Raw genomic sequence first — 21296 nt, forward strand, 5'->3', positions numbered from 1 at the left:
GGCAGGAGGTGGCGTGATGTCGGCACAGCGGCCGCTCGAGAACAGCATCGTCAGGGACTTCAAGGTCAATCTCTCGTATGGTGAATATCTGCACCTCACGGAGATCCTCGGGTCGCAGCACCCGGTGAGCGTGCCCGAGCACCACGACGAGCTGCTCTTCATCGTTCAGCACCAGACATCCGAGCTGTGGCTGAAACTGATCATTCATGAGCTGCGCGCGGTGCAGGTGCACCTGGCCAAGGACGAGCTGCGTCCCGCGCTCAAGGGCCTCGCCCGGGTCAAGCACATCCAGCGCACCCTTACCGAGCAGTGGTCGGTGCTGGCCACCCTGACCCCGACGGAGTATGCGCAGTTCCGCAGCTTCCTCGGCACGTCGTCCGGGTTCCAGAGCCATCAGTACCGGGCGATCGAGTTCCTGCTCGGCAACAAGAACCGGGACATGCTGTCGGTCTTCGACGACCAGCCGGACGCGCGTGCCCTGCTGGAGGACGCGCTGACCAGCGGAAGCGTCTACGACGAGTTCCTGCGCTTCCTGGCCCGCCGCGGGCACGCCGTCCCGGCCGCGATCCTGGAGCGCGACGTCACCGAGCCGTATGAGTACCAGGCCGACCTGGTCCCGGTCTTCCAGCGGATCTACGAGAACGCCGAACAGAACTGGGACGTCTACGAGGCCTGCGAGGAACTCGTCGACCTGGAGGAGAACTTTCAGTTGTGGCGGTTCCGCCACCTGAAGACGGTGGAGCGGACGATCGGCTTCAAACGGGGCACCGGCGGATCCAGCGGGGTCGGCTTCCTGAGAGCCGCCCTCGATCTGACATTCTTCCCCGAGCTCTACGCCGTCCGGACCGAAATCGGAGTGCCCCGTTGACCTCCTCCCCGACCGATGACCTGCTGGCCCGCGCCGCCGATCTGGACGCGGCCGACCCCCTCGCGTCGTTCCGGGAGCAGTTCATCACCCCGCCGCCCGCCGACCTGCTCTCCTACCTCGACGGCAACTCGCTGGGCCGGCCGCTGGAGGCCACCGCCCGGCTGGTCGACGAGTTCATCCGGGAGCAGTGGGGTGGCCGGCTGATCCGCGGCTGGGACGAGGGCTGGCTGGAGTGGCCGCTCACCCTCGGCGACCGGCTCGGCTCGATCGCGCTCGGTGCGGGACCCGGCCAGGTGGTGATCGGCGACTCCACCACCGTCCTCATCTACAAACTGGCCCGGGCCGCGGTGGACGCCCGGCCGGGCCGCCGCAAGGTGGTGCTCGACACCGACAACTTCCCCACCGATCGGTACGTTCTGGAGGGCATCGCCGCCGAACGCAACCTGGAACTCGCCTGGATCGAGACCGACCCGGCCACCGGCATCGACCCGGCACAGGTCGCCGGGGTGGTCGACGCGGACACCGCGCTGGTGCTGTTCAGCCATGTGGCGTACCGGTCGGGGTGGCTCGCCGACGTCGCCGAGATCAACCGGATCGCGCACGCGGCCGGGGCGCTGGCCATGTGGGATCTGTGCCATTCGGCCGGCTCGGTGCCGGTCGAACTGGACGAGTGGGGCGTCGACCTGGCCGTCGGGTGTACCTACAAGTACCTCAACGGTGGCCCGGGAGCACCCGCCTTCGCCTACCTGCGGCGGGAGTCGCAGGGCGAGTTGCGGCAGCCGATCCAGGGCTGGATGGGCCACCGGGCCTCCTTCGAGATGGGCCCGGGATACGAGGCGGCCGACGGGGTGCGGGCGCTGCTCAGCGGCACCCCGCCGATCCTGGGCATGGTGCCGCTGCACGCCAACCTGGACATGCTGGCGGACGCCGGGATCGGCGCCGTCCGCGCCAAGTCGCTGCTGCTCACCGAGTTCGTGCTGGAACTGGCCGACGAGTGGCTGGCGCCGCACGGCGTCACCGTGGCGAGCCCGCGCGAGCCCGCCCGGCGCGGCGGCCACGTGACGCTGCGGCGCAACGGCTTCCGGGAGTTCCTGGAGCCGCTGTGGGACAGCGGGGTGATCCCCGACTACCGGCGACCGGATGGTCTGCGGATCGGCCCGGCCCCGCTGAGCACCAGCTTCACCGAGGTGCATCAGGGGCTTGCGGTGCTGCGCGACCTGCTTCAGAAGAACGCGCGGTGAACGAGCCCACCGAGCCGCCCGCCGTTCGTGACGAGCCGGCGGCCGGGGTGGCCGCGGTTTGTGGCGTGCCGGCGGCCGGGGTGGCCGCCGTTCGTGACGAGCCGGCGGCCGGGGTGGCCGCGGTTTGTGACGAGCCCGCGGCCGAGGTGGGCTGCTGCGGTTCCGCGGGCAGGTGCGGCCTGTCCGGCCTGCGGCGCGGCTCCGGCCCGCGCCCCACCGTCACGGTGGCCGAGGAGACCCCGATCCCCTCGGCCGGCGCCCTGCCCGAGCCTCCCGCCTCCACCTGGCCGCCGGCGATGGCTGCTGCCGGGCGGGTTGAGTGGCTGGTCGCGGAGACGGTCTGGTGGGGCGGGCGCCTGCGGTCCGGGGTGGCCCTGCGGGTCGCGCCGGACGGGCGGGTTCGGCCGGTGCCCGCTGAACTCGCGCCGGATGGAGATGACACCCGGCGGTTTCCGGGCACGCTGCTGCCCGGGCTGGTGGACGCGCACGTGCATTCGGCGCTCGTCGATCTGGGCACGGTCCGGGCCGGTGGAATCGCCGAGGTGTGGGATCTCGGCGGCGTGCCGGAGAAGGTCGCCGCCCTAGCCGAGCGTGCCCTCGCATCGGGTGCCGGGCGTGCCCTCGCAGCGGGCGCAGAGTTGCCGAGGATCCGCTTTGCCGGACCGTTCCTGATCGCTCCCGGCGGCTATCCCAGCGACCGGGCGTGGGCGCCCGAGGGCAGTTGGCGGGAGATCCGGTCGGTCGCCGGCGCCGCCGAGGCGGTGGCCGCTGCCCGGACGGCCGGGGCGACCCTCATCAAGGTGACCGCGCATGCCGGTGGGCCGATGCTGGAACCGGCCACGCTGGCGGCGCTGGTCGCCGCGGCACGGGCCGTGGAACTGCCGGTGGTGGTGCACGCGGAGGGCGCCGGGACGGTCGCCGCCGCCGTGGCGGCCGGAGCCGCCATGCTGGCGCACACACCCTGGACCGAGCGGATCGACGACGCGCTGCTCAAGGTCTGCGCGGAGCGGATGACCTGGATCAGCACGCTCGACATCCACGGCTGGGGCGAGCCGGACCCGGCGGCCGAGGTCGCGGTCGGCAACCTGCGGCGGTTCCTGGAGTTCGGCGGCAGCGTCCGCTACGGCACCGATCTGGGCAACGGGCCGCTCCCGCCGGGCGTCAACCCCCGGGAGATCCGGCTGCTGCTCTCCGCGGGCCTCACCCCGGACGGGGTTCTCACCGCGATGACCGAAACCGGCAGCTCCACGATCTGCTGGGTCCCGGGCGGGCTGGATCTCGCCGCCCTGCCGGATTCGCTGGCCACCGCCCGCGTCGTCGGCCCCGGGGTGCGCCCGGCCATCCACTGAGCGGCGCCTTCCGGCCGGGCGGGTGTGGTGGTGGCCTTCCGGCCGGGCGGTGTGGTGGGCGCCTTCCGGCTGGGCGGGTGCGGTGGTGGCCTTCCGGCTGGCGGGCGCCGTGGGCACGTGACCGGTCGCGCCCGGCATACAGCCGAACGACAGCGGGTGCGTGGCCGGGCCCCGCAGCGGGGTCCCCGGCCGGGCGGGGACGCTCCGTGGCGGGTTAAGAAGCCGCGCCCTCGAGATGCGGCTTCCCGCATATCCGAAAACGAGGACACCCGCTGTGGGCGTAGCCACGCCCACAGCGGGTGTCCTCGTTTTCGATTGTCGAGGGGTTTGGGGATGGTTGAGGGAACCAGCAGGCGTCGACCGGCGGGAAGGTTGTCCGACGCCGCCAGATGTCTGAGCGGGTCGGCGGGGGGATCCCGGCGGCGCCTACGTGAGGCCCTTAAAGGGTGACCGCGACGCCTTGGGTGGCGCTGATGCGGGCCGCGTCGAGGATCTCCATGGCGCGGACCGAGTCCCACGGGTCGACCGGGAGCGGCCCCTCGCCGAGGACGGCCGAGGCCACCGCCGGGTAGAAGGTGTCCCAGCGGCCGCGGCAGCTCTCGACGGGGGCGCCGGTGGAGCCGCGGAAGAGGTGGCCCCAGCGGTGTTCCGGTTCGATGCCCCAGCGGTCGCCGAGCTTGGCGGGGTTCTTGCCGGACTTGAGCACCTCCTCCTGGCAGTCGAGCAGGGGCGAGATGTAGGTGCCGGCGGTGCCGCTGACCCGGAAACGCGGGCCGGGACCGGCCTGGCGCCAGCTGCCCCACAGGTGGGATTCGACGCCGCCGGCGTGGTGCAGGGCCAGGAAGAAGTCGTCGTCGAGGCCGCCGTCCGGGCCGTGCACCTCGGCGTAGACGCGGGTGGCCGGGCCGTGCAGTTGCAGCGCCTGGTCGACCAGGTGGGAACCGAAGTCGAGGAGGGTGCCGCCGCCGGCGTCCTTGGGCAGCCGGTCGGGCGCCCAGCGTTCCATCCGCGATTCGAACCGGCGGACCGTGCCGAGCGAACCGTTCTCCATCAGCTTGCGGATGGTGAGGATGTCCGAGTCCCACCGCCGGTTCTGGTAGACGGTGAGCGGTACGCCCGCTTCCTCGGCGGAGGTGACCAGCTTGCGTGCGGTCTCCGCGTCGAGGGCGAAAGGCTTGTCGACGACGACCGCGAGGCCTGCCGCGATCGCTTCCTGCGCCAGCGGGGCATGGGTGGCGGCGGGCGTGGAGATGGCCACCGCCTGGACACCGTCGGCGGCCAGCGCGGCGATCGAGTCGTACGCCGCGACGCCTGGAAGCTCCTGCGCCAGCTGGGCCCGCCGCTCTTCGGACGTGGTGACGACACCGGTGAAATCGATGTTCGCCGCCGACGCGATCAGCGGCGCGTGGAACACCCGGCCGCCGGTGCCGTAGCCGACCAGCCCGAACTTAACCCGTTCGATCATGCCCGGAAGTTTTACACATCGGTTGCCAACCTGTTGCCTGTGATTCCACTGGTTACCTGTGATGCCGGAAACAGGGCGGTCCGTGTGGGTTGATTCCTTCGCCCGGACGTGTGCGGAGGCCGCACAAAATTCGGTCGATCTAGCGAAAGGGCAGGTGTATCGCCTGTCGGATGGGTGACGAGTGGCTACGAACGGTGGCGCGGAGATGAACAATTGCGGGATGGAACCCGCGCAGAAGGACCGGACGCCCTTTTCCGACATCGACCGTCTATCGGTACAGATGTCAGAAATGGTGCTGGAGGTGCTCGTCGCCATGGGCCGCCATCCGGAGATCCAGCGGGTACGCCGGGTCGGTTACGACTCGCTCCGGCCGACCGCCGGGCAGCGGCTGCTCGACGCGGGCTCCGGCGCCGGTGACGTGGCCCGGCTGCTGGCCGCGACGGTCGGCGGAGACGGCGACGTCCTCGCCGTCGACTATTCCGCGTCGTTGACGGCGGCCGCGGTCGACCGGCACGACGGCAGCAACGTCCGCTACCTGACCGGTGACGTCAGCGCGCTCGACCTGCCGGACGATTGCGTCGACGGGGTCTGGTGCGAGCGGGTTCTTCAGCACGTCGACGACGCCGACCGGGCGATCGGCGAGATGATCCGGGTGACCCGGCCCGGCGGCCGGATCTGCCTGATCGACACCGACTGGGACTCGCTCGCCTTCGACGGCATGCCGGCCGGCCTGGGCGAGGTGGTGCTCGCGCACGTGCGCGGCAACTTCACCCCGAGGCAGCACGACATGGGGCGCACGCTGCGGCGGCGGCTGGTCGCTTCCGGGCTGAGCCGGCTGACCGCCACCCCGGTGACCTGCTTCTTCGGCACACCCGAGTCGGCCGCCGTGGTGTTGCCGATGGTCAACCCGCAGGTTCCCGAGGAGGTGTGGGCCACCCCGCCGGGGCTGCGTGACGAGTGGCTTGCCTGTGTGGAGGCGGCCGGGGCGAGCGGGACGTTTCTGGCGGTGCTCACCATCTGGGTGGTGACCGGCACTGTTCCGGGCTGACCGGGGGACAGTGCCGGCCCCGCTCAACCGCCGACCGGCTGCATGCGGTGCAGCAGTCGGTCCAGCGGCATGCTGGCGAAACTGATCCGTACGTCACTGGAGGCGTACGGCAGCCAGAACCGTCCGTCGTGGATCATCCCGCCGCAGGAGTAGAGCACGTTCGGCACGTACCCCTCCCGTTCGGACTCGTCCGGATCGATCAGTCCCTGCGGCAGATCGGCGATGACCCGCTCCGGGTTCTCCAGGTCGAGCAGCATGGCGCCGATGGCGTACCGCCGCATCGGGCCGACGCCGTGGGTGAGCACCAGCCAGCCGGCCTCGGTCTCGATCGGCGACCCGCAGTTGCCGACCTGGATCAGGTCCCAGCCACGGTGCGGCACGAGCAGCGGGCCGGCCGGCTGCCAGCGGTGCTGATCGTCGCGGACGGCCAGGCCGAGGGTCTCGCCGTCGGAGCGGCAGAGCGCCATCTTTCTTCCGTTGATGTAGCGCGGGAACAGCGCCATGCCCTTGTTGCGGGCGGCCGGTCCCTGCAGGGTGGTCACCTCGAAGTGCCGCAGGTCCCTCGAGTAGATGACCCGCCCGGAGATGTTGAACCCGTCGTAGGCGGTGTAGGTCGCCTGGTAGGCGGGCCGCCCGTCCGGGTCCACCACTTGCACGAACCGCGCGTCCTCCATGCCGCGGCTCTCGCTCGGGGTGGCCGGCCACAGCACCCGCTGGTGCATCGGGGTGGTGGCCGGGAACGTCACCGCGTAGTCGTCGCCGACGACCCGGCGGATCAGCTCGAGGGTCATCGGGGTGGTCGGCCGGGCCAGCAGTTCGGCCGGCAGGTGGCTCATGACCTCCTCGAACACCGTGTCGTCGTAGCGTTGGGGCAGGGCGCTGATCACGTAGGCCGCGGCCTCGTTGTCGATGTCCTCGTCCCCGAGCGCCGCGACGAGCTGGTGCTTCATGTGCTTGGCGCCGACCCGGTTCCCGATCATCAGGGGGCCTTCGCGGTCCTCCAGGCGCAGAGTCGCCCCGGGGCCGAGCACCACGCTGCAGAAGCCGATCGACGAGATGTGGCCCTCACCGATCTGCCGGAGGCTGAGCGCGGCCCGCATCTCGCCCGGTGCGAGATCGCTCTGGTCGGGGTGCGGCACCATCGACGGGTTGCAGAGCGCCGCGGCCTCGACCGAGAACTCGTGGCTGAAGTACGCCCCGATGAGGGTGCGCGCGGACGGCGACAGCTCGATCTCCGGCGGCACCCGGTGCTGTACCACCTCGTAGTGGTGCTGGAAGACGCCGAGGATGTCGTGGTGCCGACCGGAGAAGCGGCTCAGCACGTCGTCGAGCAGGGTGCCGATGTGCGTCTCGTCGAGCTGCAGGATGCGCTCGATGAGGCAGGAGGCCCGGTTGTGGGCGACCTGCGCGTCCTCGCCGGGGACGAAGAGTTTGATGACGACGCGCCGGCCGTCCGGCGCCATGGTGAGGTTGTGACGGGTGATGTCGGTGGTGTTCACGGTTGCGGTCACGCTAGGCCGCCTGACGGTCGGGTCGCGCTCCGGCTCGCCAGCGTGCGGGCATGCTGCAGCGTGGAGACGAGCGCGAGAGTGGATTCGGCTCCTTGGTTCAGATTAGGACCATTGGCCGTCAATCCGTCATAACATCCGCCAGTCTCGGCGTCGTACATCACCGTTCCGGTGTCGTTGTCCCCGAAGAACCAGGCGATGGCCTGGAACAGCGGGGCATCCCAGCCGTCGTCGCCGGTGACCGCGGACGCCGTGGCGCAGGCGTCCGCGGTGGCCGCGGCCTCGATCGGCTGCTGGTCGTGCCGGTGGCGCGGCTCGCCGGGCCGCCACCCGCCGACCGGCACGGTGGACAGGTGGCCGTTGTGCTCCTGCATCCGGCACAGCCACGTGAGCATCCGCAGGCCGTCGCCGAGCAGGGCCTCGTCGCCGAGGAGGTCGCCGGCGGCGATGACCACCTCGGCGAGCGCCGGGTTCGCGTAGGTGAGTTCCGGCTCCGGCCAGACCCACTCAGGATCCGGGCCGGGCGTGCCGATGACCGTGGCCGCGTCGCCGAGCAGGTCGGCGGCGGGCCGGTCGCGCGGATCCCCGCGAAGCACCTCGGCGGCGCCCAGCCCGGCGAACGCCATGGCCCGCGGCCAGGTCGACCGGCAGGCCACACCCTGCCGGAACGCGTTGGCCGCCTCCCGGCGGATCCACGCCGACGGTCCGCGGGCGGCGGCGGTGCCGAGGCCCCACATGGCCCGGCCCCACCAGTCGCCGAGGCTCGGCTCGTCCAGCCACCGGCGGTCGTAACCGAGCCGGTTGCGGAACCCGCCGTCGGCGCCCTGGGCGTGGGTGAGGAACGCGAGGTACCGCTCGGCCAGCCGGACCAGGTCGGACCCGGGCCGGGGTTCGCGGGCCGCGGCGAGCAGGCCCCGGGACACGTCGTCGACGCAGTAGCCGTGCTCGCGCCGGGCGATCGCGTTGCGGGCGTGTTCGAGCAGGCCCGTGTCGTCGGAGAGCCGGAACACGTGGTCCCAGCGGGGAGCCGGAATGTCGTTCAGCCGAATCGGTGGCGGCACCAGCCGCAGTGACAGCCCCATGCCTACGCCGGAATCGTGGCCGCGGCGAGCGGACGACGGCCGGCGATCAGCCGGGCGGCCAGTGCCTGGTACCGCGCCGCCACGGCGGGCCAGCGCAGGGTGGGCCCGCCGGCCAGCCCGGCGAGCCGGCCGGGCAGTCCGGGCTCGGCGAGCACGTGCCGGATGGCTATCGCCATCGCCTCCGGATCCTGATGGGGTACGAGCAGACCCGGCCCGTCGGCGAGCAGTTCCACCGCGTGCGGGAACTCGGTCGCCACCACCGGGATGCCGGCGCCGACCGCCTCGATCAGCACCCCGGAGGTGACCTGCTCGGTCGAGTCGTACGGCAGCACCACGGCGTCGGCCGACCGGATCAGGCGGGACAGTTCGGCCGGGTCCAGGTACGTGTCGGCCCACTGGACGCAGTCGTCGACCCCGAGTTCGGCGGCCAGTTCCTTGAGCGAGTCGCGGTAGACGTCACCCTGCTGTTCCAGCACCTTCGGATGGGTACGGCCGGCGACCGTGTACACCGGGCGCGGGCGCACGTCGCCGAGGAACGCGAGGGCTCGCAGCGCCCACTCGATGCCCTTGCCCGGTCCGAGCAGGCCCCAGGTGAGCAGTTGCGGCTGGTCGTGGTCCTCGCGCGGGATGCCGGTGTGGCTGCCGGCCCCGTGCGGGATCACCGTGATCTTGCGAGGGTTCACGTCGTAGAAGGTGGTGAGCCGTTGCCGGGCGGTGTCCGTCATGGTCACCACGGCGTCGGCGGCCGCCACGATCTGCTCCAGCACGTTTCGCTGCAACGGGTCCGGGTGGGTGAGTACGGTGTGCAGCACCACGATGGCCGGCACCCGCAGCGCTCGCAGCACCGGCAGCACCTCGCCGCCGGCGTCACCCGGGTAGATGCCGTACTCGTGCTGGAGGATCGCCACGTCGAAACGGTTCAAGGCGGTGGCGGCGGCCACCCAGCCGCCGGGCCGGTCGGTGTTCCAGGTGTGCACGACCCGCGGCGCGGCCCGGTCGAGCGCGATCCCCCCACTGGTGTCGTCGCCGGCGAGCAGCCGTACCACGCCTGACCCGGCGGAGCCCTCGGTGAGGTGTACCGCAAGTGCCGCATTGAACGTCGCCAAACCGCATTGAGTGGGGGGATAAGTGCTCAAAAACCCGTATGTCGCGGGCATGACTGGGCCTTTCTCTCCTCGGCCGGCTGCACACCCGCAGCACGGACTCAGCGCGCGCGGGCACGGTGCCGTACACCGCGGGTGAACAGCGCAAAGTCGGTACCGGAATAGGGACCGTTTAACGCGCAATTCACATTGCGACGTTAACAAGACCCAGCTATTCAGCTGATGATTTTTCGGTAAATCGCCAGATACTCGTCGACCATGCGATCGGCGGAGAAGCGTTCCCGGGCGCGTGCCGAGCAGGCCGCTCGATCGATGTCCGCGATCCGTCGTACTGCGGCGACGGCCTCGTCGACGCCGTCGGCGAGGAAGCCGGTCACCCCTTCGTCCACCACCTCCGGCATCGATCCCTTCCGGTACGCGACGACGGGCGTCCCGCAGGCCATCGACTCGACGACCGACAGCCCGAACGGCTCGGCGAACCGGATCGGGTGCAACAGCGCCGCACCGGAGCCCAGGATGGTCCCCCGCTCGTCCGGGCCCACCGAGCCCAGGTAGACGACCCGTTCGCCGTCGATCAGGGGTTCCACGCGTTCGGCGAAGTAGTCCCGGTCCTGCACGATGCCGCACATCACCAGCCGCCGTCCGGCCCGCCGGGCGATCTCGATGGCGATGTCGGTGCCTTTGTCGGGATGGATCCGCCCGAACAGGATGAGATCGTCGCCGCCGTCGGCGTGGAACGGCAGCCCGCCCAGATCGACGCCGTGGTGGATGGTGGCCAGATACTCCAGGTCGGGGGAGCGGTCACTGTCGGAGATCGAGACGAAGTGCGACCGGGCCCGCCGGTACGCCGGCAGGATGGCACGCCCGGAGAAGCCGTGCACCGTGGTCAGCATCGTTGTCCGGCAGTGCGCCGAGAACGCCAGCGGCAGCCAGTCCAGGTGATTGTGGATCAGGTCGAACTCGCCGGACCGGGCCAGCGCGTGACTGACGTGGATCGCCTCCCAGACCCGGCCGTCGATGTCGTCGCTCTCCTCGTACCCGGTCGGCACGACACCGTCGAGGGTGGCCTTGGTGACCGAGTCCAGGGTGGCGAAGAGCGTGACGTCGACACCGCGCTCGGTCAGGCCCTCCGCGAGCAGGCCGGTGATCAGCTCCCACGGGCCGTAGTGCAACGGCGGCGTACGCCAGGCGATCGGCCCCAGCAGCGCGATCTTCATGACAAACCAGAATTTTCGCCCATAACCACGTGGTCAGTATGCATCGCCGGTCACGCGGCCGTTCACGTGTTAGAGAAGACCAATGACGGATTCGTGGTGGAAGAAATCGGTCGTCTACCAGATCTACCCGCGCAGTTTCGCGGACGCCGACGGCGACGGCATGGGTGACCTGCGCGGCATCATCGACCACCTCGACCATCTCGCCGAGCTCGGCGTGGACGTGCTGTGGCTCTCCCCGGTCTACCCGTCGCCGCAGGACGACAACGGTTACGACATCAGCGACTATCAGGACATCGAGCCGCTCTTCGGCACCCTGGAGATCTTCGACGAGCTGCTGGCCGGAGCGCACGCCCGGAACATGAAGATCATCATGGACCTGGTGGTGAACCACAGCTCCGACGAGCACCCGTGGTTCCAGGAGAGCCGATCCTCCAAGGACAACCCGAAACGCGACTGGTACTGGTGGCGGCCCGCCCGCCCCGGCATGGACTCCGGCACCCCCGGCGCCGAGCCGACCAACTGGGGCTCCGTCTTCGGCGGCCCCGCCTGGGAGCACGACGAGAAGACCGGCGAGTACTACCTGCACCTGTTCTCGAAGAAGCAGCCCGACCTCAACTGGGAGAACCCGGAGGTCCGGCAGGCCGTCCACGCGATGATGCGCTGGTGGCTGGACCGGGGCGTCGACGGTTTCCGGATGGACGTCATCAACATGATCTCCAAGGACGTCAGCCTCCCGGACGGCCGGCTCAACGCCGGATCCGCCTACGCCGACGGCTCCGCGGCCTTCATCGGCGGACCCCGGCTGCACGAGTTCCTCCAGGAGATGCACCGCGAGGTCTTCGCGGGCCGCGACGGGCTGCTCACCGTCGGCGAGATGCCCGGCGTCACCGTCGACGAGGCCCGTCTGCACACCGACCCGGAACGCGGTGAGGTCGACATGGTCTTCCAGTTCGACCACGTCTGGGTCGACCGTGGACCCGACCCGTGGCTGCTGGTCCCGCTCCAGCTCACCGCGCTGAAAGCGATCCTCGGCCGCTGGCAGGCCGGCCTCGCCGACGTCGGCTGGAACAGCCTCTACTGGAACAACCACGACCAGCCCCGCGTGGTCTCCCGGTTCGGCGACGACAGCCCCGCCCACCGGGCCGCCTCCGCCAAGATGCTCGGCACCGTCCTGCACCTGCACCGCGGCACCCCGTACGTCTACCAGGGCGAAGAACTCGGGATGACGAACCACCCGTTCGGCGGCATCGACGAGTTCCGCGACATCGAAGCCCTCGGGCAGTACCGGCAGGCGGTGGAGCTCGAAGGGCGTACCCCGGAGGAGGTCTTGAGGGTGTTGCGAGCCCGCGGCCGGGACAACGCGCGCACACCGATGCAGTGGGACGACTCCCCGCACGGCGGCTTCACCACCGGCACGCCGTGGCTGCCGGTCAACCCCAACCACACCGAGATCAACGCGAGAGCGCAGCGGGCCGACCCGGAGTCGGTCTTCCACTACTACCGCAGGCTGATCGAGCTGCGGAAGACCGAACCCGCGGTCGCCGACGGCGACTTCACCATGCTGTTGCCGCACGACGAGCGCCTCTACGCCTTCACTCGCCGGCTCGGCGCCACCGAACTGCTGGTGATCGGCAACTTCTCCGGCGTCGAGGCGCGCGCCGAGATCGACGGGTGGGAGGGCGCCGAGCTGGTCCTGACCAACCTGGAACGGCCCGCCGCCGGGCTGACTCTCCAGCCCTGGCAGGCCGTCGTCTACCGCCGGGCGGTCTGAGACCTCACGGCAGGCCGTTGCGGCGCATCATCGCGCCGATGGCGGCCGTCGTGACCCGCCGGCCGGCCAGCCGCCCAACGGTGATCATCAGGCGGTTGGCCCGGCCGGTGATCAGGCTGGGCGGCGGGTTGCGCCGGTCCAGGGCCCGCAGTGCCAGATCGACCACCTTGTCGGCGGGCATCCGCCGGGTGCCACCGTCGGCGCCCTGACCGGCCACGTCGAAGAACTCCGTCTCGGTGGCGCCCGGCGACAGCGCCATCACCCGCAGCCCGGTGCCGCGCGACTCCTGCCACAGCGCCTCGGTGAAGCTCAGCACGAACGCCTTGGTCGCCGCGTAGACGGCCAGCGTCGGCCCCGGCTGGTAGGCGGCGATGCTCGCCACGTTGAGCAGCACGCCGCCGCCGTGCGCGCGCAGCGGCTCGATGAACGCCCGGCTGATCTCGGTCAGGCTGGTCACGTTGAGGGTGATCTCGTCGGTGATCCGCTGCGGATCGGACTCGTGGAAGAGCCGCTGCGTCCCGAACCCGGCGTTGTTGATCAGGCTGGTCACCTTCAGCCCGCGCTCGGCCACCGCGGCGCTCAGCTTCGCGCCCGCGCCCGGCGCGGCCAGGTCCATCGTGATCGGGGTGACGGTCACGTTCGAGAGCTCGGCGGCCAGCTTCTCCAGCCGGTCGGTGCGACGGGCGACGAGCACCAGGTCGGAGCCGCGCTCGGCCAGCCGGCGGGCGAACAGGGCGCCGAGCCCCGAGCTGGCTCCGGTGATCAGGGTGGTCTGGTTGCGATAGTCGACGGCCATGGGTGGCACGCTATGCCGCTTTGGCACTCAGTGTCAATGAGGCATGGCGTGTTAAAGTGCGGGCATGTCGCTCTGGTCCCGGACCCGCAACACCGTCTACCGCGAGATCACCCGGACCGCGATGGAGCTCTTCCTCGAGCGTGGCTTCGACGCCACCACCATCGACGACATCGCCGCCGCCGCCGGCATCTCCCGCCGCTCCTTCTTCCGCTACTTCGGCACCAAGGAGGACGTCGTCCTCGGCGACCTCATCGCCAGCGGCGACCTCGTCCGCGAGGCCCTCGAAGCCCGCCCCGGCGACGAGGAGATCTGGGAGGCGCTGCGCAACGCCCTGCACAGCGTCAAGGACACCGCCTTCGACGAGCCGACCATGATGAAGATCATCAAAATGGTCAACGAGACCCCCTCGCTGCGCGCCCGCAGCATCGAGAAACACCTCCAATGGCAGGCGCTGCTCACCCCCGAGGTTCGCCGCCGGCTGGGCGCCGACCCCGCAGACCCCTCGGATGTACGCGCGGACGCGCTCGTCGCCACCGTCATCACCTGCCTCGACGTGGCGGCCGACGCCTGGACCCGGTGCGGCGGCGAGGTCTCCCTGGAAACCCTCTTCGACGCCGCGGCCGCCGCGGTCCGGGCCCCCGCTGACGTCGACATCGCCGACCGGCCTCGCACGGCTCCTTCCAGGACGGCCTCTCCCGGCTGACCCCTCCTCCCGGTACGGGCGAAGCCGTCCCGTCCGCAGTGGTCGTGACCCGTCGGCCCGGGAACGCCGGCGCACGACCGGGAGCGGGATAGCGGACGGGGAAACGGGGTACCGGTCGGGGATGACCAGTCATGTGACGCGTAGGCGGGGCGGGGCGGTGTCGCCCTGGCTGGGGCTCGCCGGGTTCGGGGCGGCGGTGGCGGCTGCCGCCCTGCTCGGTGGGCTGGGGGTGGCCGGGACCGCCGGGGAGTACCAGAGTCTGGATCGTCCGTCGTGGGCGCCGCCGTCGGCGGTCTTCGGGCCGGTCTGGACGGTGCTCTACGTGATGATCGCGGTCAGCGGCTGGCTGGTCTGGCGGCGGACCGGGTGGTCGACGGCTCTCCACTGGTATGCGGCGCAGCTCGTGCTGAACGCGATCTGGACGCCGATCTTCTTCGGATTCGGCCGATACGGCCTCGCGCTCGTGGACATCGTGGTCCTCTGGTCGGTGCTCGGAGTGACCGTGTGGAAGTTCCGGCCGGTCTCCAGGGTCGCGGCCGGCCTGCTCCTGCCGTACTGGGCGTGGGTCACCTTCGCCACCGCGCTGAACACCGCGATCTGGCTGGCGAATCAATAAATCCGAGCAATTTTCACAGAACTTCCCACCTGCCCCGCCGGTGCCCGGCAAGGTGTCAGGTGGTCGCCGGCGCACCCGAAATGACCCCTTATGCCGGTGGCCGGGGGAGTTCCTATGCGCCGCAACCGGCTTACCGCACGCCTCGTCGCCGCCCTGATCGCCGCCACCCCGGCGGTGGCCGTCGCGATCGCCGGAGGCGCTGCCGTCGATCCGCCCGCCGAGACCGCCCGCCGGTCGAACGGACCGGTGCTGCAGACGTTCGCCCTGACCGGGCCGGCCGGCGACGACGGCCCGATGCGGTTGATCTCGGCCCGCTCCGGATCCGCCGGCGCGGAACTGACACGGCGGGCCACCGAACCGTTCAGCCTGCTCGGCGTCACCTGGACCGACCCGGGGGCGGCGCCGGCCGGGGTCATCGAGGTGCGCACCAGAAACGCCGCCACCAGGCAGTGGACGGCCTGGCAGACGCTGGAGACCGACAACCCGGACGCCTCGGCCGGAGCGGGCGGCGCACACGTCCGCGGAGCGAGCGACCCCCTGTGGGTGGGCCCGTCCGACGGCGTCCAGGCCCGGGTGGCGACCGGGGACAGCGCCACGCTGCCCGCGGGCCTCCGTGTCGACCTGATCAACCCGGACGCCGGGGAAGGCGGACCGGAAGGCCGGCGGACAGCCGCGAGCCCGGCCGGGGAGACCGAGCGGAGCCCCGCGCCGGAGGCCCTGACGCGGGTGACCGAAGCGGCGCCTCGGAAGAAACGGACGGCGGACCGGACGGCGACCGAGGTGCGGCTGCCGCTGCGGCCGGTGCCGCGGATGGTGACGCGGGCCGGCTGGCGGGCCGACGAGGCGATCGTCAAGGAGCCGCCCGAGTACACCGGGGCCGTTCACGTGGTGTTCGTGCATCACACCGCCACCGGGAACGGTTACAGCTGCGCACAGTCGGCGGCGATCGTCCGGGGGATCGAGACGTACCACGTCAAGAGCAAAGGCTGGAACGACATCGGCTACAACTTCCTGGTCGACAAGTGCGGGAAGATCTTCGAAGGGCGCGCGGGCGGCGTGCACAAGTCCGTGCTCGGGGCACACACGCTCGGCTTCAACGCGAACGCCAGCGCCGTCGCGGTGATCGGGAACTACAGTTCGGCGCCGATTCCCGCCGCGGCCCGGGCCGCGGTGTCGCAGATGGCCGCCTACAAGCTGGGGGCCTGGGGAAACCCGCCGCTCGGCAAGGCGGGACTGGTCTCCAGCGGCAGCGACCGCTACCCGGCCGGGCAGACCGCCGTCCTCAACCGCGTCGCGGGGCACCGGGACACCGGGCGGACCGAATGCCCCGGCGACTCCCTCTACGCGCAGCTCCCGGCGATTCGGCGGGTGGCGGGAGCCGCACCCGCCGGGTTGCGTTACCGAGGGGTCAACAACGCCACCGGCGCCGCCGGCCGCTACTACACCAAGGGATCGGCCGGACCGGCCTGGGACCTGGACACCCCGAGCCGGATGATGGACCGCTTCGAGGTGTGGGTCGACGGTGAACTGGCGGCGGCCGCGCCCAACGGGCACCGGCAGGCCGCGGTCCTGCTGACACCCGGCGAGCACCAGGTCACGATCAAGGCGGTACACCTGTCCGGCCGGACCGCGACGGCCAGCGCCCTGATCGTCGCGGATCCGGAGGCGCCCGCCTTCACCCGCGCGCCGCTCGTGTCGCTGCGGGAGGGCGCGGTCGGCGCCACCGCCCCGGTCCGGGTCGACTGGGGACTCAGCGACGCCTCCGGCCTCCGATCGGTACGGGTGTCCGGCGAAACCCTGACCGGCGCCGCCCGTGGCATCACCGACACCGCGCGGCTCGGTGACCCCGCCACGTGGTCGGTGACCGCCACCGACCGGGCCGGGAACACCGGAAACGCTTCGGTCACCCGTACCCCCGTGTTGTCGGCCGAAGCGGAGGCGACGCGGACCGGAACCTGGCGCCCCGTGCGCGACCAGGGACATCTCGGCGGCGAAGCCGTCGCCACCTCAGCCGCCGGATCGTCGTTGACCTGGCGTTTCACCGGAAGTTCGGCGGCACTCGTGGCGGCACGCACCTCGACGTCCGGGCGGGTCCGGGTGTATGTGGACGGCGAGTTCCAGGGAATCGTGGACCTACGGTGGGGCAAGCCCCGGTACCGGCAGGCCGTGTGGGCACGGACGTGGCGCAGCAGCGGCGCCCACACCGTCCGTGTCCAGGCCGAGGGCACCGCCGGCCGCCCGTCGGTCGTGCTGGACGGTCTCGTCCACCTCCGCTGACCGGGTTGCCGACAGCCCGCCCCGTTGCGGGCCGAGCCTCAGCTCGAGTGGAAGGGGAGGGCGGCGAGCGACGGATAGTCGTTCAGCGTGATGGACTCAGCCTTGCTGAACTGCTTCTCGAGGATCTGCCGCGACGGCCAGCGGGTCATCATCCGGGTGGAGAACGCACGGAGCCGGATCCCCGCCCGACTCATCGGCGCGAACATCGACATCCCGCCGGGCGGCAGTTCGAGGCCGCCGGCCACATAGTCGGCCATCTCCCGTTGGTAGGCGGCGCAGGCCTGTTCCGGGTCGCGGGCCCGGGTCAGTTCGCCGGCCAGCACATACGCGCCGACCAGGCTCATGCTGGTGCCGAGCCCGGCCAGCGGTGACCCGCAGTATCCGGCGTCTCCGAGCAGGACGGTCCGTCCACGCCACCAGCGATCCACCCGGACCTGGTTGATCGAGTCGAAGTAGAAGTCGGGGGCGCCGGGCATCGCGGCCAGCAGGTCCGGGACTCGCCAACCGGCGCCGGCCATGCGTTCGGCGACGACGCGTTCCGCGTCGGTTCGGGACAGCCGGTCGTAGCTGGGTTCGGGATGCCGGAAGCTGAGGCCGGCCTTCGCGGTGCCGCCCCGCTCCGGCCGCAGGTAGGCGACGCGGCCTCCGGGCGCGTTGAACATCAACATCCAGTGGTCCAGGTCGCCCGGATCGGGAGCGGTGAAATACGCCGTGTAGCCGCCCAGATAGCGGACGAACCGGTCCCGTGGGCCTGAGCCGGGAGCGCATCGTCGCGGCGGCCGTCGCCCTCGCCGACCGCGACAGCATGGCCGAGCTGTCGATGCGCCGGATCGCCGCCGCGTTGAACGTCGCCACCATGTCGCTCTACCGGCACGTCCCCAGCCGCGACGACCTGGTCATCGACATGATCGACGCGGCGCTCGGCGAGCTGCGGGTGCCGCCCCGCTACCGTGGCGACTGGCGTGCTGACCTGGAGCGTTGCGCCCGGTCCCTGTGGGAGGTCTTCCAGCGGCATCCGTGGCTCGCCCCGTCGATGTCGATGACCCGGCCGCAGCCGGCGCCCAACGCTCTCCGCTTCGGCGAGTGGATGATGGGTGCGCTCCACCCGACCGGCCTCACCGTCACCGACCGGATGCTGGTGCAGTTGCTGCTGTTCGGTTTCGTGCGTGGCGTGGCGAGCAACCTCGAACCGGAGGCCGAGGCGGTCCGGGACACCGGGCTGACCGACGAGGAGTGGCTGGAGACGCAGAGTCGCGCCTTCGAGCGGTTCGCCACCCAGCATCCGGCGCCGCACTACGAGCAACTGTTCCGGCTGGACTCGGATTTCGAGTTCGACCTGGGCGTCCTCTTCGAGTTCGGTCTCGCCCGGTTCCTCGACGGCATCGGCGTGTGGATCAGCTCCCGAAGGTGAGGACCACCTTGCCGCGGGCGTGCCTCGACTCCACGGCCGCGTGCGCCGCCGCCACCTCCTCGAACGGGAACGGCAGCACCGGCAGGGTGATCTCGCCCGCCCCGGCCAGCGCCACGACCGCGGCCAGCCGCTCCGGGGAACGGGCCGCGCGGACCACCCGGGCGCCCAGCTCGGCGGCCGCCTCGTCGTCGACGATCGTGCCGACCCGGTCCGGCGCCACACCCAGCGCGATCGACTGCGCGATCGCCTCCCCGCCTGCGGCGTCGAGGGCCACCGTCGGCTTCAGCCCGGTGGCCGCCACGGCTTCGATCAACTCCGTTCCGTACGGGACGGGCGCCGCCCCCATGGCCCGCAGCCGGTCGTGGTTGCCCGCACCGGCGGTGCCGATCACCGTCGCCCCGGCCCGGACCGCCAACTGGACGGCGATCGTGCCGACACTGCCCGCACCGGCGTGCACCAGCAGCACGTCACCGGCGGTCACGTCCAGCTCCAGCAGCGCCCCGCTCGCGGTCTGCGCGGCCGCGACCAGCCCGGCCGCCTCCGGGAAGGTCAGCGTCTCCGGTTTCCCGACCACGTTCACGGCGGGGACGGTGAGCAACTCGGCGACGGCGTTCAGCATCGTCGAGCCGAGGACCGGGTCGCCGGCCCGGACGTCGCCGACGCCGGGGCCGACCTGTTCCACCACTCCGGCGTACTCCTGGCCGATCTGCTGCGGAAACGTCGCCTTCACCCACGGCATCGCGCCGCGGCGCACCGCCACGTCGAACGGCTGGACACCGGCGGCCCGCACCCGGACCAGCACCTCACCCGGCCCGGGAGACGGATCCGGCAGTTCGGCGATCCGGAGTACCTCGGGCGGACCGAAACGGTCGAAGACGGCAGCTCTCATGAGCGGCAGTCTGCAAGCTCAAGAAAGGTTGAGGTCAAGCGTTCCGCACGAACTCTGCACTCGATGACCGGCAGGCTCGACGGCATGACATCACCGACCGACATCCTGGGCGAACGCCTGCTCGGCGCCCTCACCGGCGCTCTCGAACTCTGCACCGTCGAGCTGGGCCGCCAGCTCGGCCTCTACACCGCGCTGCGGGACGGCGCGCACGACCCGGCCACGCTCGCCAAGTCCGCCGGCATCGACGAACGGTACGCCCGCGAATGGCTGGAGCAGCAGGCCGCCGCCGGATTCCTGACCTTCGGCGACGGCGGGTTCGCCCTCGGCCCCGGCGTGGCGGAGGTGCTGCTCGACGAGGACGGGCCGGCGTACGCGGGCGCCGCCGGCGAGTTCGCCCTCGGTGTCGCCCTGCTCACCCCGCGGGTCGTCGAGGCGTTCCGGACCGGCGCCGGAGTCCCCTACACCGAGTACGGCCACGTACGCCACGGGATCGCCGGCTTCAACCGCCCGATGTTCACCCACCTGCTCGCCGGGGAGTGGCTGCCCGCCGTGCCCGGCATCGACCGCCGCCTGCGGGAGCAGCCCGGCGCCCGAGTGCTCGACCTGGGCTGCGGTATGGGGCATTCGTCGGTGGCGCTGGCCCGCGCCTACCCGGCGATCACGGTACGCGGCGTCGACCTGGACGAACACTCGATCAGCGAGGCACGGCGGGTCGCCGCGGCGGCCGGGGTCGCCGACCGGGTCGGCTTCACCACCGGCGACGCGGTCACCGCCGGCGGCACCTACGACCTGGTGACGATCTTCGAGGCGCTGCACGACATGGGCGACCCGGTCGGGGTGCTGCGCAACGCCCGGAACCTGCTCGCGCCCGGCGGCAGCGTGTTCATCGCCGACGAGCGGGTCGCCGACGAGTTCACCGCGCCGGCCGGGGAGGTGGAGCGACTCCAGTACGCGTTCAGCGTCCTGCACTGCCTGCCCGCCACCCGGGCCGAGGCCCCGGTCGTCGCCAACGGGACCATCCTGCGGGCGTCCACCCTGCTCGACTGGGCCCGCGAGGCCGGGTACACCCGGCCCGAGGTGCTCGACATCGACAACGACTTCTGGCGCTTCTACCGGCTGCGATGACAACTGTCCGGTCCCCGATTCTCGGTTGCGGCACCCTCGGGTCCCTCACCTACCGTCGGGAACGTGCTGGTACGGGTGCTGGGCCCCTTCGAGGTGGACGGCGGGGACGGGCCGGTCGCACTGGCCGGCGCGTCCCAGCGCGCCATCCTGGCGGCTCTCGCCCTCCGCGCGGGCCGCCCGGTCGGTGTGCCCGAGCTGGTCGACGTCCTCTGGCCGGAGGACCCGCCCCCGTCGGCGCGCAACACCCTCCAGTCGCATGTGGCCCGGCTCCGCGCCCGCCTCGGCAGGCCAGGCCTGATCACCCGGGATCCGGCGGGTTACCGCCTCAACCTGCCCCGCTCCGCCGTCGACGCCCTCCTCTTCGAGGACCTGCTCCGTGACGATCGCGGCGAGGCGGTGGCCCTGTGGCGGGGCGCGCCGCTGCCCGAGTTCCCCGGGGAGCCGTTCCGGGGCATCGCGGCGCGGCTCGTCACCCTGTACCGGGCCGCGCTGGTCCGGCACGCCGGCTCGCTGATCGCCGCCGGACGGCCCGCCGACGCGGCCGCCGAGCTTCACCCGGCCGCGGACGCCGACCCGTGCTGGGAGGACGGGTCGATCACCCTGGCCGCCGCGCTCGCCGCGGCCGGGTGCCGCGGCGACGCCCTCGAGGCGCTGCGCCGCCATGCCGACGCGGTGGTCGATCAACTGGGCATAGACCCCTCCGACGAGGTACGCCGCGCGCAGCTCGCCCTCCTCCGCGGCGAACCCCTGTCGGCACCGCACACCCCGGGGTGCACGCCCTCGACCGCGAGCATCAGGTCGTCGGCCGGGAAGGTGATCACGTTGCG

At 71.6% G+C, this 21296-nt stretch carries 19 protein-coding genes; 11 read left to right on the top strand and 8 right to left on the bottom strand.

From position 1 onward, the window contains the following. The first annotated feature begins 16 nt into the window (after positions 1 to 16). From AB0I88_RS30045 to AB0I88_RS30055, 3 genes are read left to right on the top strand one after another with little or no spacing between them, the layout of a single operon-like run. Entirely contained in the window at positions 17 to 868 is an 852-nt protein-coding gene (locus AB0I88_RS30045) for a tryptophan 2,3-dioxygenase family protein (RefSeq protein WP_361032005.1), read from the top strand. Beyond that, positions 865 to 2109, top strand: coding sequence for a kynureninase (kynU, locus tag AB0I88_RS30050; RefSeq protein ID WP_361032008.1), 1245 nt, complete (start codon positions 865 to 867; stop codon positions 2107 to 2109). The genes AB0I88_RS30045 and kynU overlap by 4 nt, the downstream gene beginning before the upstream one ends. Further along, positions 2106 to 3458: an amidohydrolase family protein gene (locus tag AB0I88_RS30055; RefSeq protein WP_361032011.1), complete on the top strand. Its 1353-nt coding sequence runs from the start codon at positions 2106 to 2108 to the stop codon at positions 3456 to 3458. The genes kynU and AB0I88_RS30055 overlap by 4 nt, the downstream gene beginning before the upstream one ends. Before the next feature lie 439 nt (positions 3459 to 3897). Here the strand turns inward: AB0I88_RS30055 and AB0I88_RS30060 are convergent, their stop codons facing one another. Continuing rightward, positions 3898 to 4923 carry a Gfo/Idh/MocA family oxidoreductase gene (locus AB0I88_RS30060; protein WP_361032014.1) on the bottom strand — a complete coding sequence of 342 codons (1026 nt, stop codon included), beginning with the start codon at positions 4921 to 4923 and terminating at the stop codon, positions 3898 to 3900. A 289-nt stretch (positions 4924 to 5212) separates the two neighbouring features. Here AB0I88_RS30060 and AB0I88_RS30065 point away from each other — a divergent pair, with 289 nt between their 5' ends. Beyond that, positions 5213 to 5971: a methyltransferase domain-containing protein gene (locus tag AB0I88_RS30065; RefSeq protein ID WP_361032017.1), complete on the top strand. Its 759-nt coding sequence runs from the start codon at positions 5213 to 5215 to the stop codon at positions 5969 to 5971. A 23-nt stretch (positions 5972 to 5994) separates the two neighbouring features. Here AB0I88_RS30065 and AB0I88_RS30070 read toward each other — a convergent pair whose 3' ends face one another. The 4 genes from AB0I88_RS30070 to AB0I88_RS30085 form a co-directional block, all read right to left on the bottom strand. Continuing rightward, positions 5995 to 7482 carry a glycoside hydrolase family 130 protein gene (locus tag AB0I88_RS30070; RefSeq protein WP_361032020.1) on the bottom strand — a complete coding sequence of 496 codons (1488 nt, stop codon included), beginning with the start codon at positions 7480 to 7482 and terminating at the stop codon, positions 5995 to 5997. Further along, positions 7479 to 8561 (bottom strand): glycosyltransferase, encoded by a 1083-nt coding sequence (locus AB0I88_RS30075; RefSeq protein ID WP_361032023.1) that lies wholly within the window; start codon positions 8559 to 8561, stop codon positions 7479 to 7481. Before AB0I88_RS30075 ends, AB0I88_RS30070 begins: the two co-directional genes overlap by 4 nt. Positions 8562 to 8563: 2 nt before the next feature. Then, positions 8564 to 9718: a glycosyltransferase gene (locus AB0I88_RS30080; protein ID WP_361032026.1), complete on the bottom strand. Its 1155-nt coding sequence runs from the start codon at positions 9716 to 9718 to the stop codon at positions 8564 to 8566. A gap of 161 nt (positions 9719 to 9879) precedes the next feature. After that, the gene (locus tag AB0I88_RS30085) at positions 9880 to 10881 is read right to left on the bottom strand and encodes a glycosyltransferase family 4 protein (RefSeq protein WP_361032028.1); all 1002 of its coding nucleotides are present in this window, start codon (positions 10879 to 10881) and stop codon (positions 9880 to 9882) included. Positions 10882 to 10963: 82 nt separating this feature from the next. Here AB0I88_RS30085 and AB0I88_RS30090 point away from each other — a divergent pair, with 82 nt between their 5' ends. Continuing rightward, positions 10964 to 12652 (top strand): alpha-glucosidase, encoded by a 1689-nt coding sequence (locus AB0I88_RS30090; RefSeq protein WP_361032031.1) that lies wholly within the window; start codon positions 10964 to 10966, stop codon positions 12650 to 12652. Between the two features lie 4 nt (positions 12653 to 12656). On the opposite strand, the gene AB0I88_RS30095 is transcribed toward AB0I88_RS30090, so the two are convergent. Then, positions 12657 to 13448, bottom strand: coding sequence for an SDR family oxidoreductase (locus AB0I88_RS30095; RefSeq protein ID WP_361032034.1), 792 nt, complete (start codon positions 13446 to 13448; stop codon positions 12657 to 12659). Between the two features lie 64 nt (positions 13449 to 13512). On the opposite strand from AB0I88_RS30095, the gene AB0I88_RS30100 reads away from it, so the two are divergent. The 3 genes from AB0I88_RS30100 to AB0I88_RS30110 all read left to right on the top strand — a co-directional run bounded on the left by AB0I88_RS30100 (position 13513) and on the right by AB0I88_RS30110 (position 17044). Beyond that, complete coding sequence (locus AB0I88_RS30100; protein WP_361032037.1) at positions 13513 to 14151, top strand: TetR family transcriptional regulator; 639 nt, start codon at positions 13513 to 13515, stop codon at positions 14149 to 14151. Positions 14152 to 14272: 121 nt separating this feature from the next. Further along, the gene (locus tag AB0I88_RS30105) at positions 14273 to 14767 is read left to right on the top strand and encodes a TspO/MBR family protein (RefSeq protein ID WP_361032040.1); all 495 of its coding nucleotides are present in this window, start codon (positions 14273 to 14275) and stop codon (positions 14765 to 14767) included. Between the two features lie 114 nt (positions 14768 to 14881). Continuing rightward, positions 14882 to 17044: an N-acetylmuramoyl-L-alanine amidase gene (locus tag AB0I88_RS30110; RefSeq protein ID WP_361032043.1), complete on the top strand. Its 2163-nt coding sequence runs from the start codon at positions 14882 to 14884 to the stop codon at positions 17042 to 17044. A 38-nt stretch (positions 17045 to 17082) separates the two neighbouring features. On the opposite strand, the gene AB0I88_RS30115 is transcribed toward AB0I88_RS30110, so the two are convergent. Beyond that, the gene (locus AB0I88_RS30115; protein WP_361032045.1) at positions 17083 to 17712 is read right to left on the bottom strand and encodes a hypothetical protein; all 630 of its coding nucleotides are present in this window, start codon (positions 17710 to 17712) and stop codon (positions 17083 to 17085) included. 77 nt (positions 17713 to 17789) lie between these two features. Here AB0I88_RS30115 and AB0I88_RS30120 point away from each other — a divergent pair, with 77 nt between their 5' ends. Continuing rightward, complete coding sequence (locus tag AB0I88_RS30120) at positions 17790 to 18455, top strand: TetR/AcrR family transcriptional regulator (protein ID WP_361032048.1); 666 nt, start codon at positions 17790 to 17792, stop codon at positions 18453 to 18455. Here AB0I88_RS30120 and AB0I88_RS30125 read toward each other — a convergent pair. After that, positions 18439 to 19344: an NADP-dependent oxidoreductase gene (locus AB0I88_RS30125; RefSeq protein ID WP_361032051.1), complete on the bottom strand. Its 906-nt coding sequence runs from the start codon at positions 19342 to 19344 to the stop codon at positions 18439 to 18441. The two genes, AB0I88_RS30120 and AB0I88_RS30125, sit on opposite strands and share 17 nt — an antisense overlap. Before the next feature lie 84 nt (positions 19345 to 19428). Here AB0I88_RS30125 and AB0I88_RS30130 point away from each other — a divergent pair, with 84 nt between their 5' ends. Next, positions 19429 to 20469: a methyltransferase domain-containing protein gene (locus AB0I88_RS30130; protein ID WP_361032054.1), complete on the top strand. Its 1041-nt coding sequence runs from the start codon at positions 19429 to 19431 to the stop codon at positions 20467 to 20469. 63 nt (positions 20470 to 20532) lie between these two features. After that, a partial coding sequence (locus tag AB0I88_RS30135; protein ID WP_361032056.1) for a BTAD domain-containing putative transcriptional regulator occupies positions 20533 to 21296 on the top strand: 764 nt, incomplete at its 3' end.

This window comes from Actinoplanes sp. NPDC049802 (assembly GCF_040656595.1).
GTDB lineage: Bacteria > Actinomycetota > Actinomycetes > Mycobacteriales > Micromonosporaceae > Actinoplanes.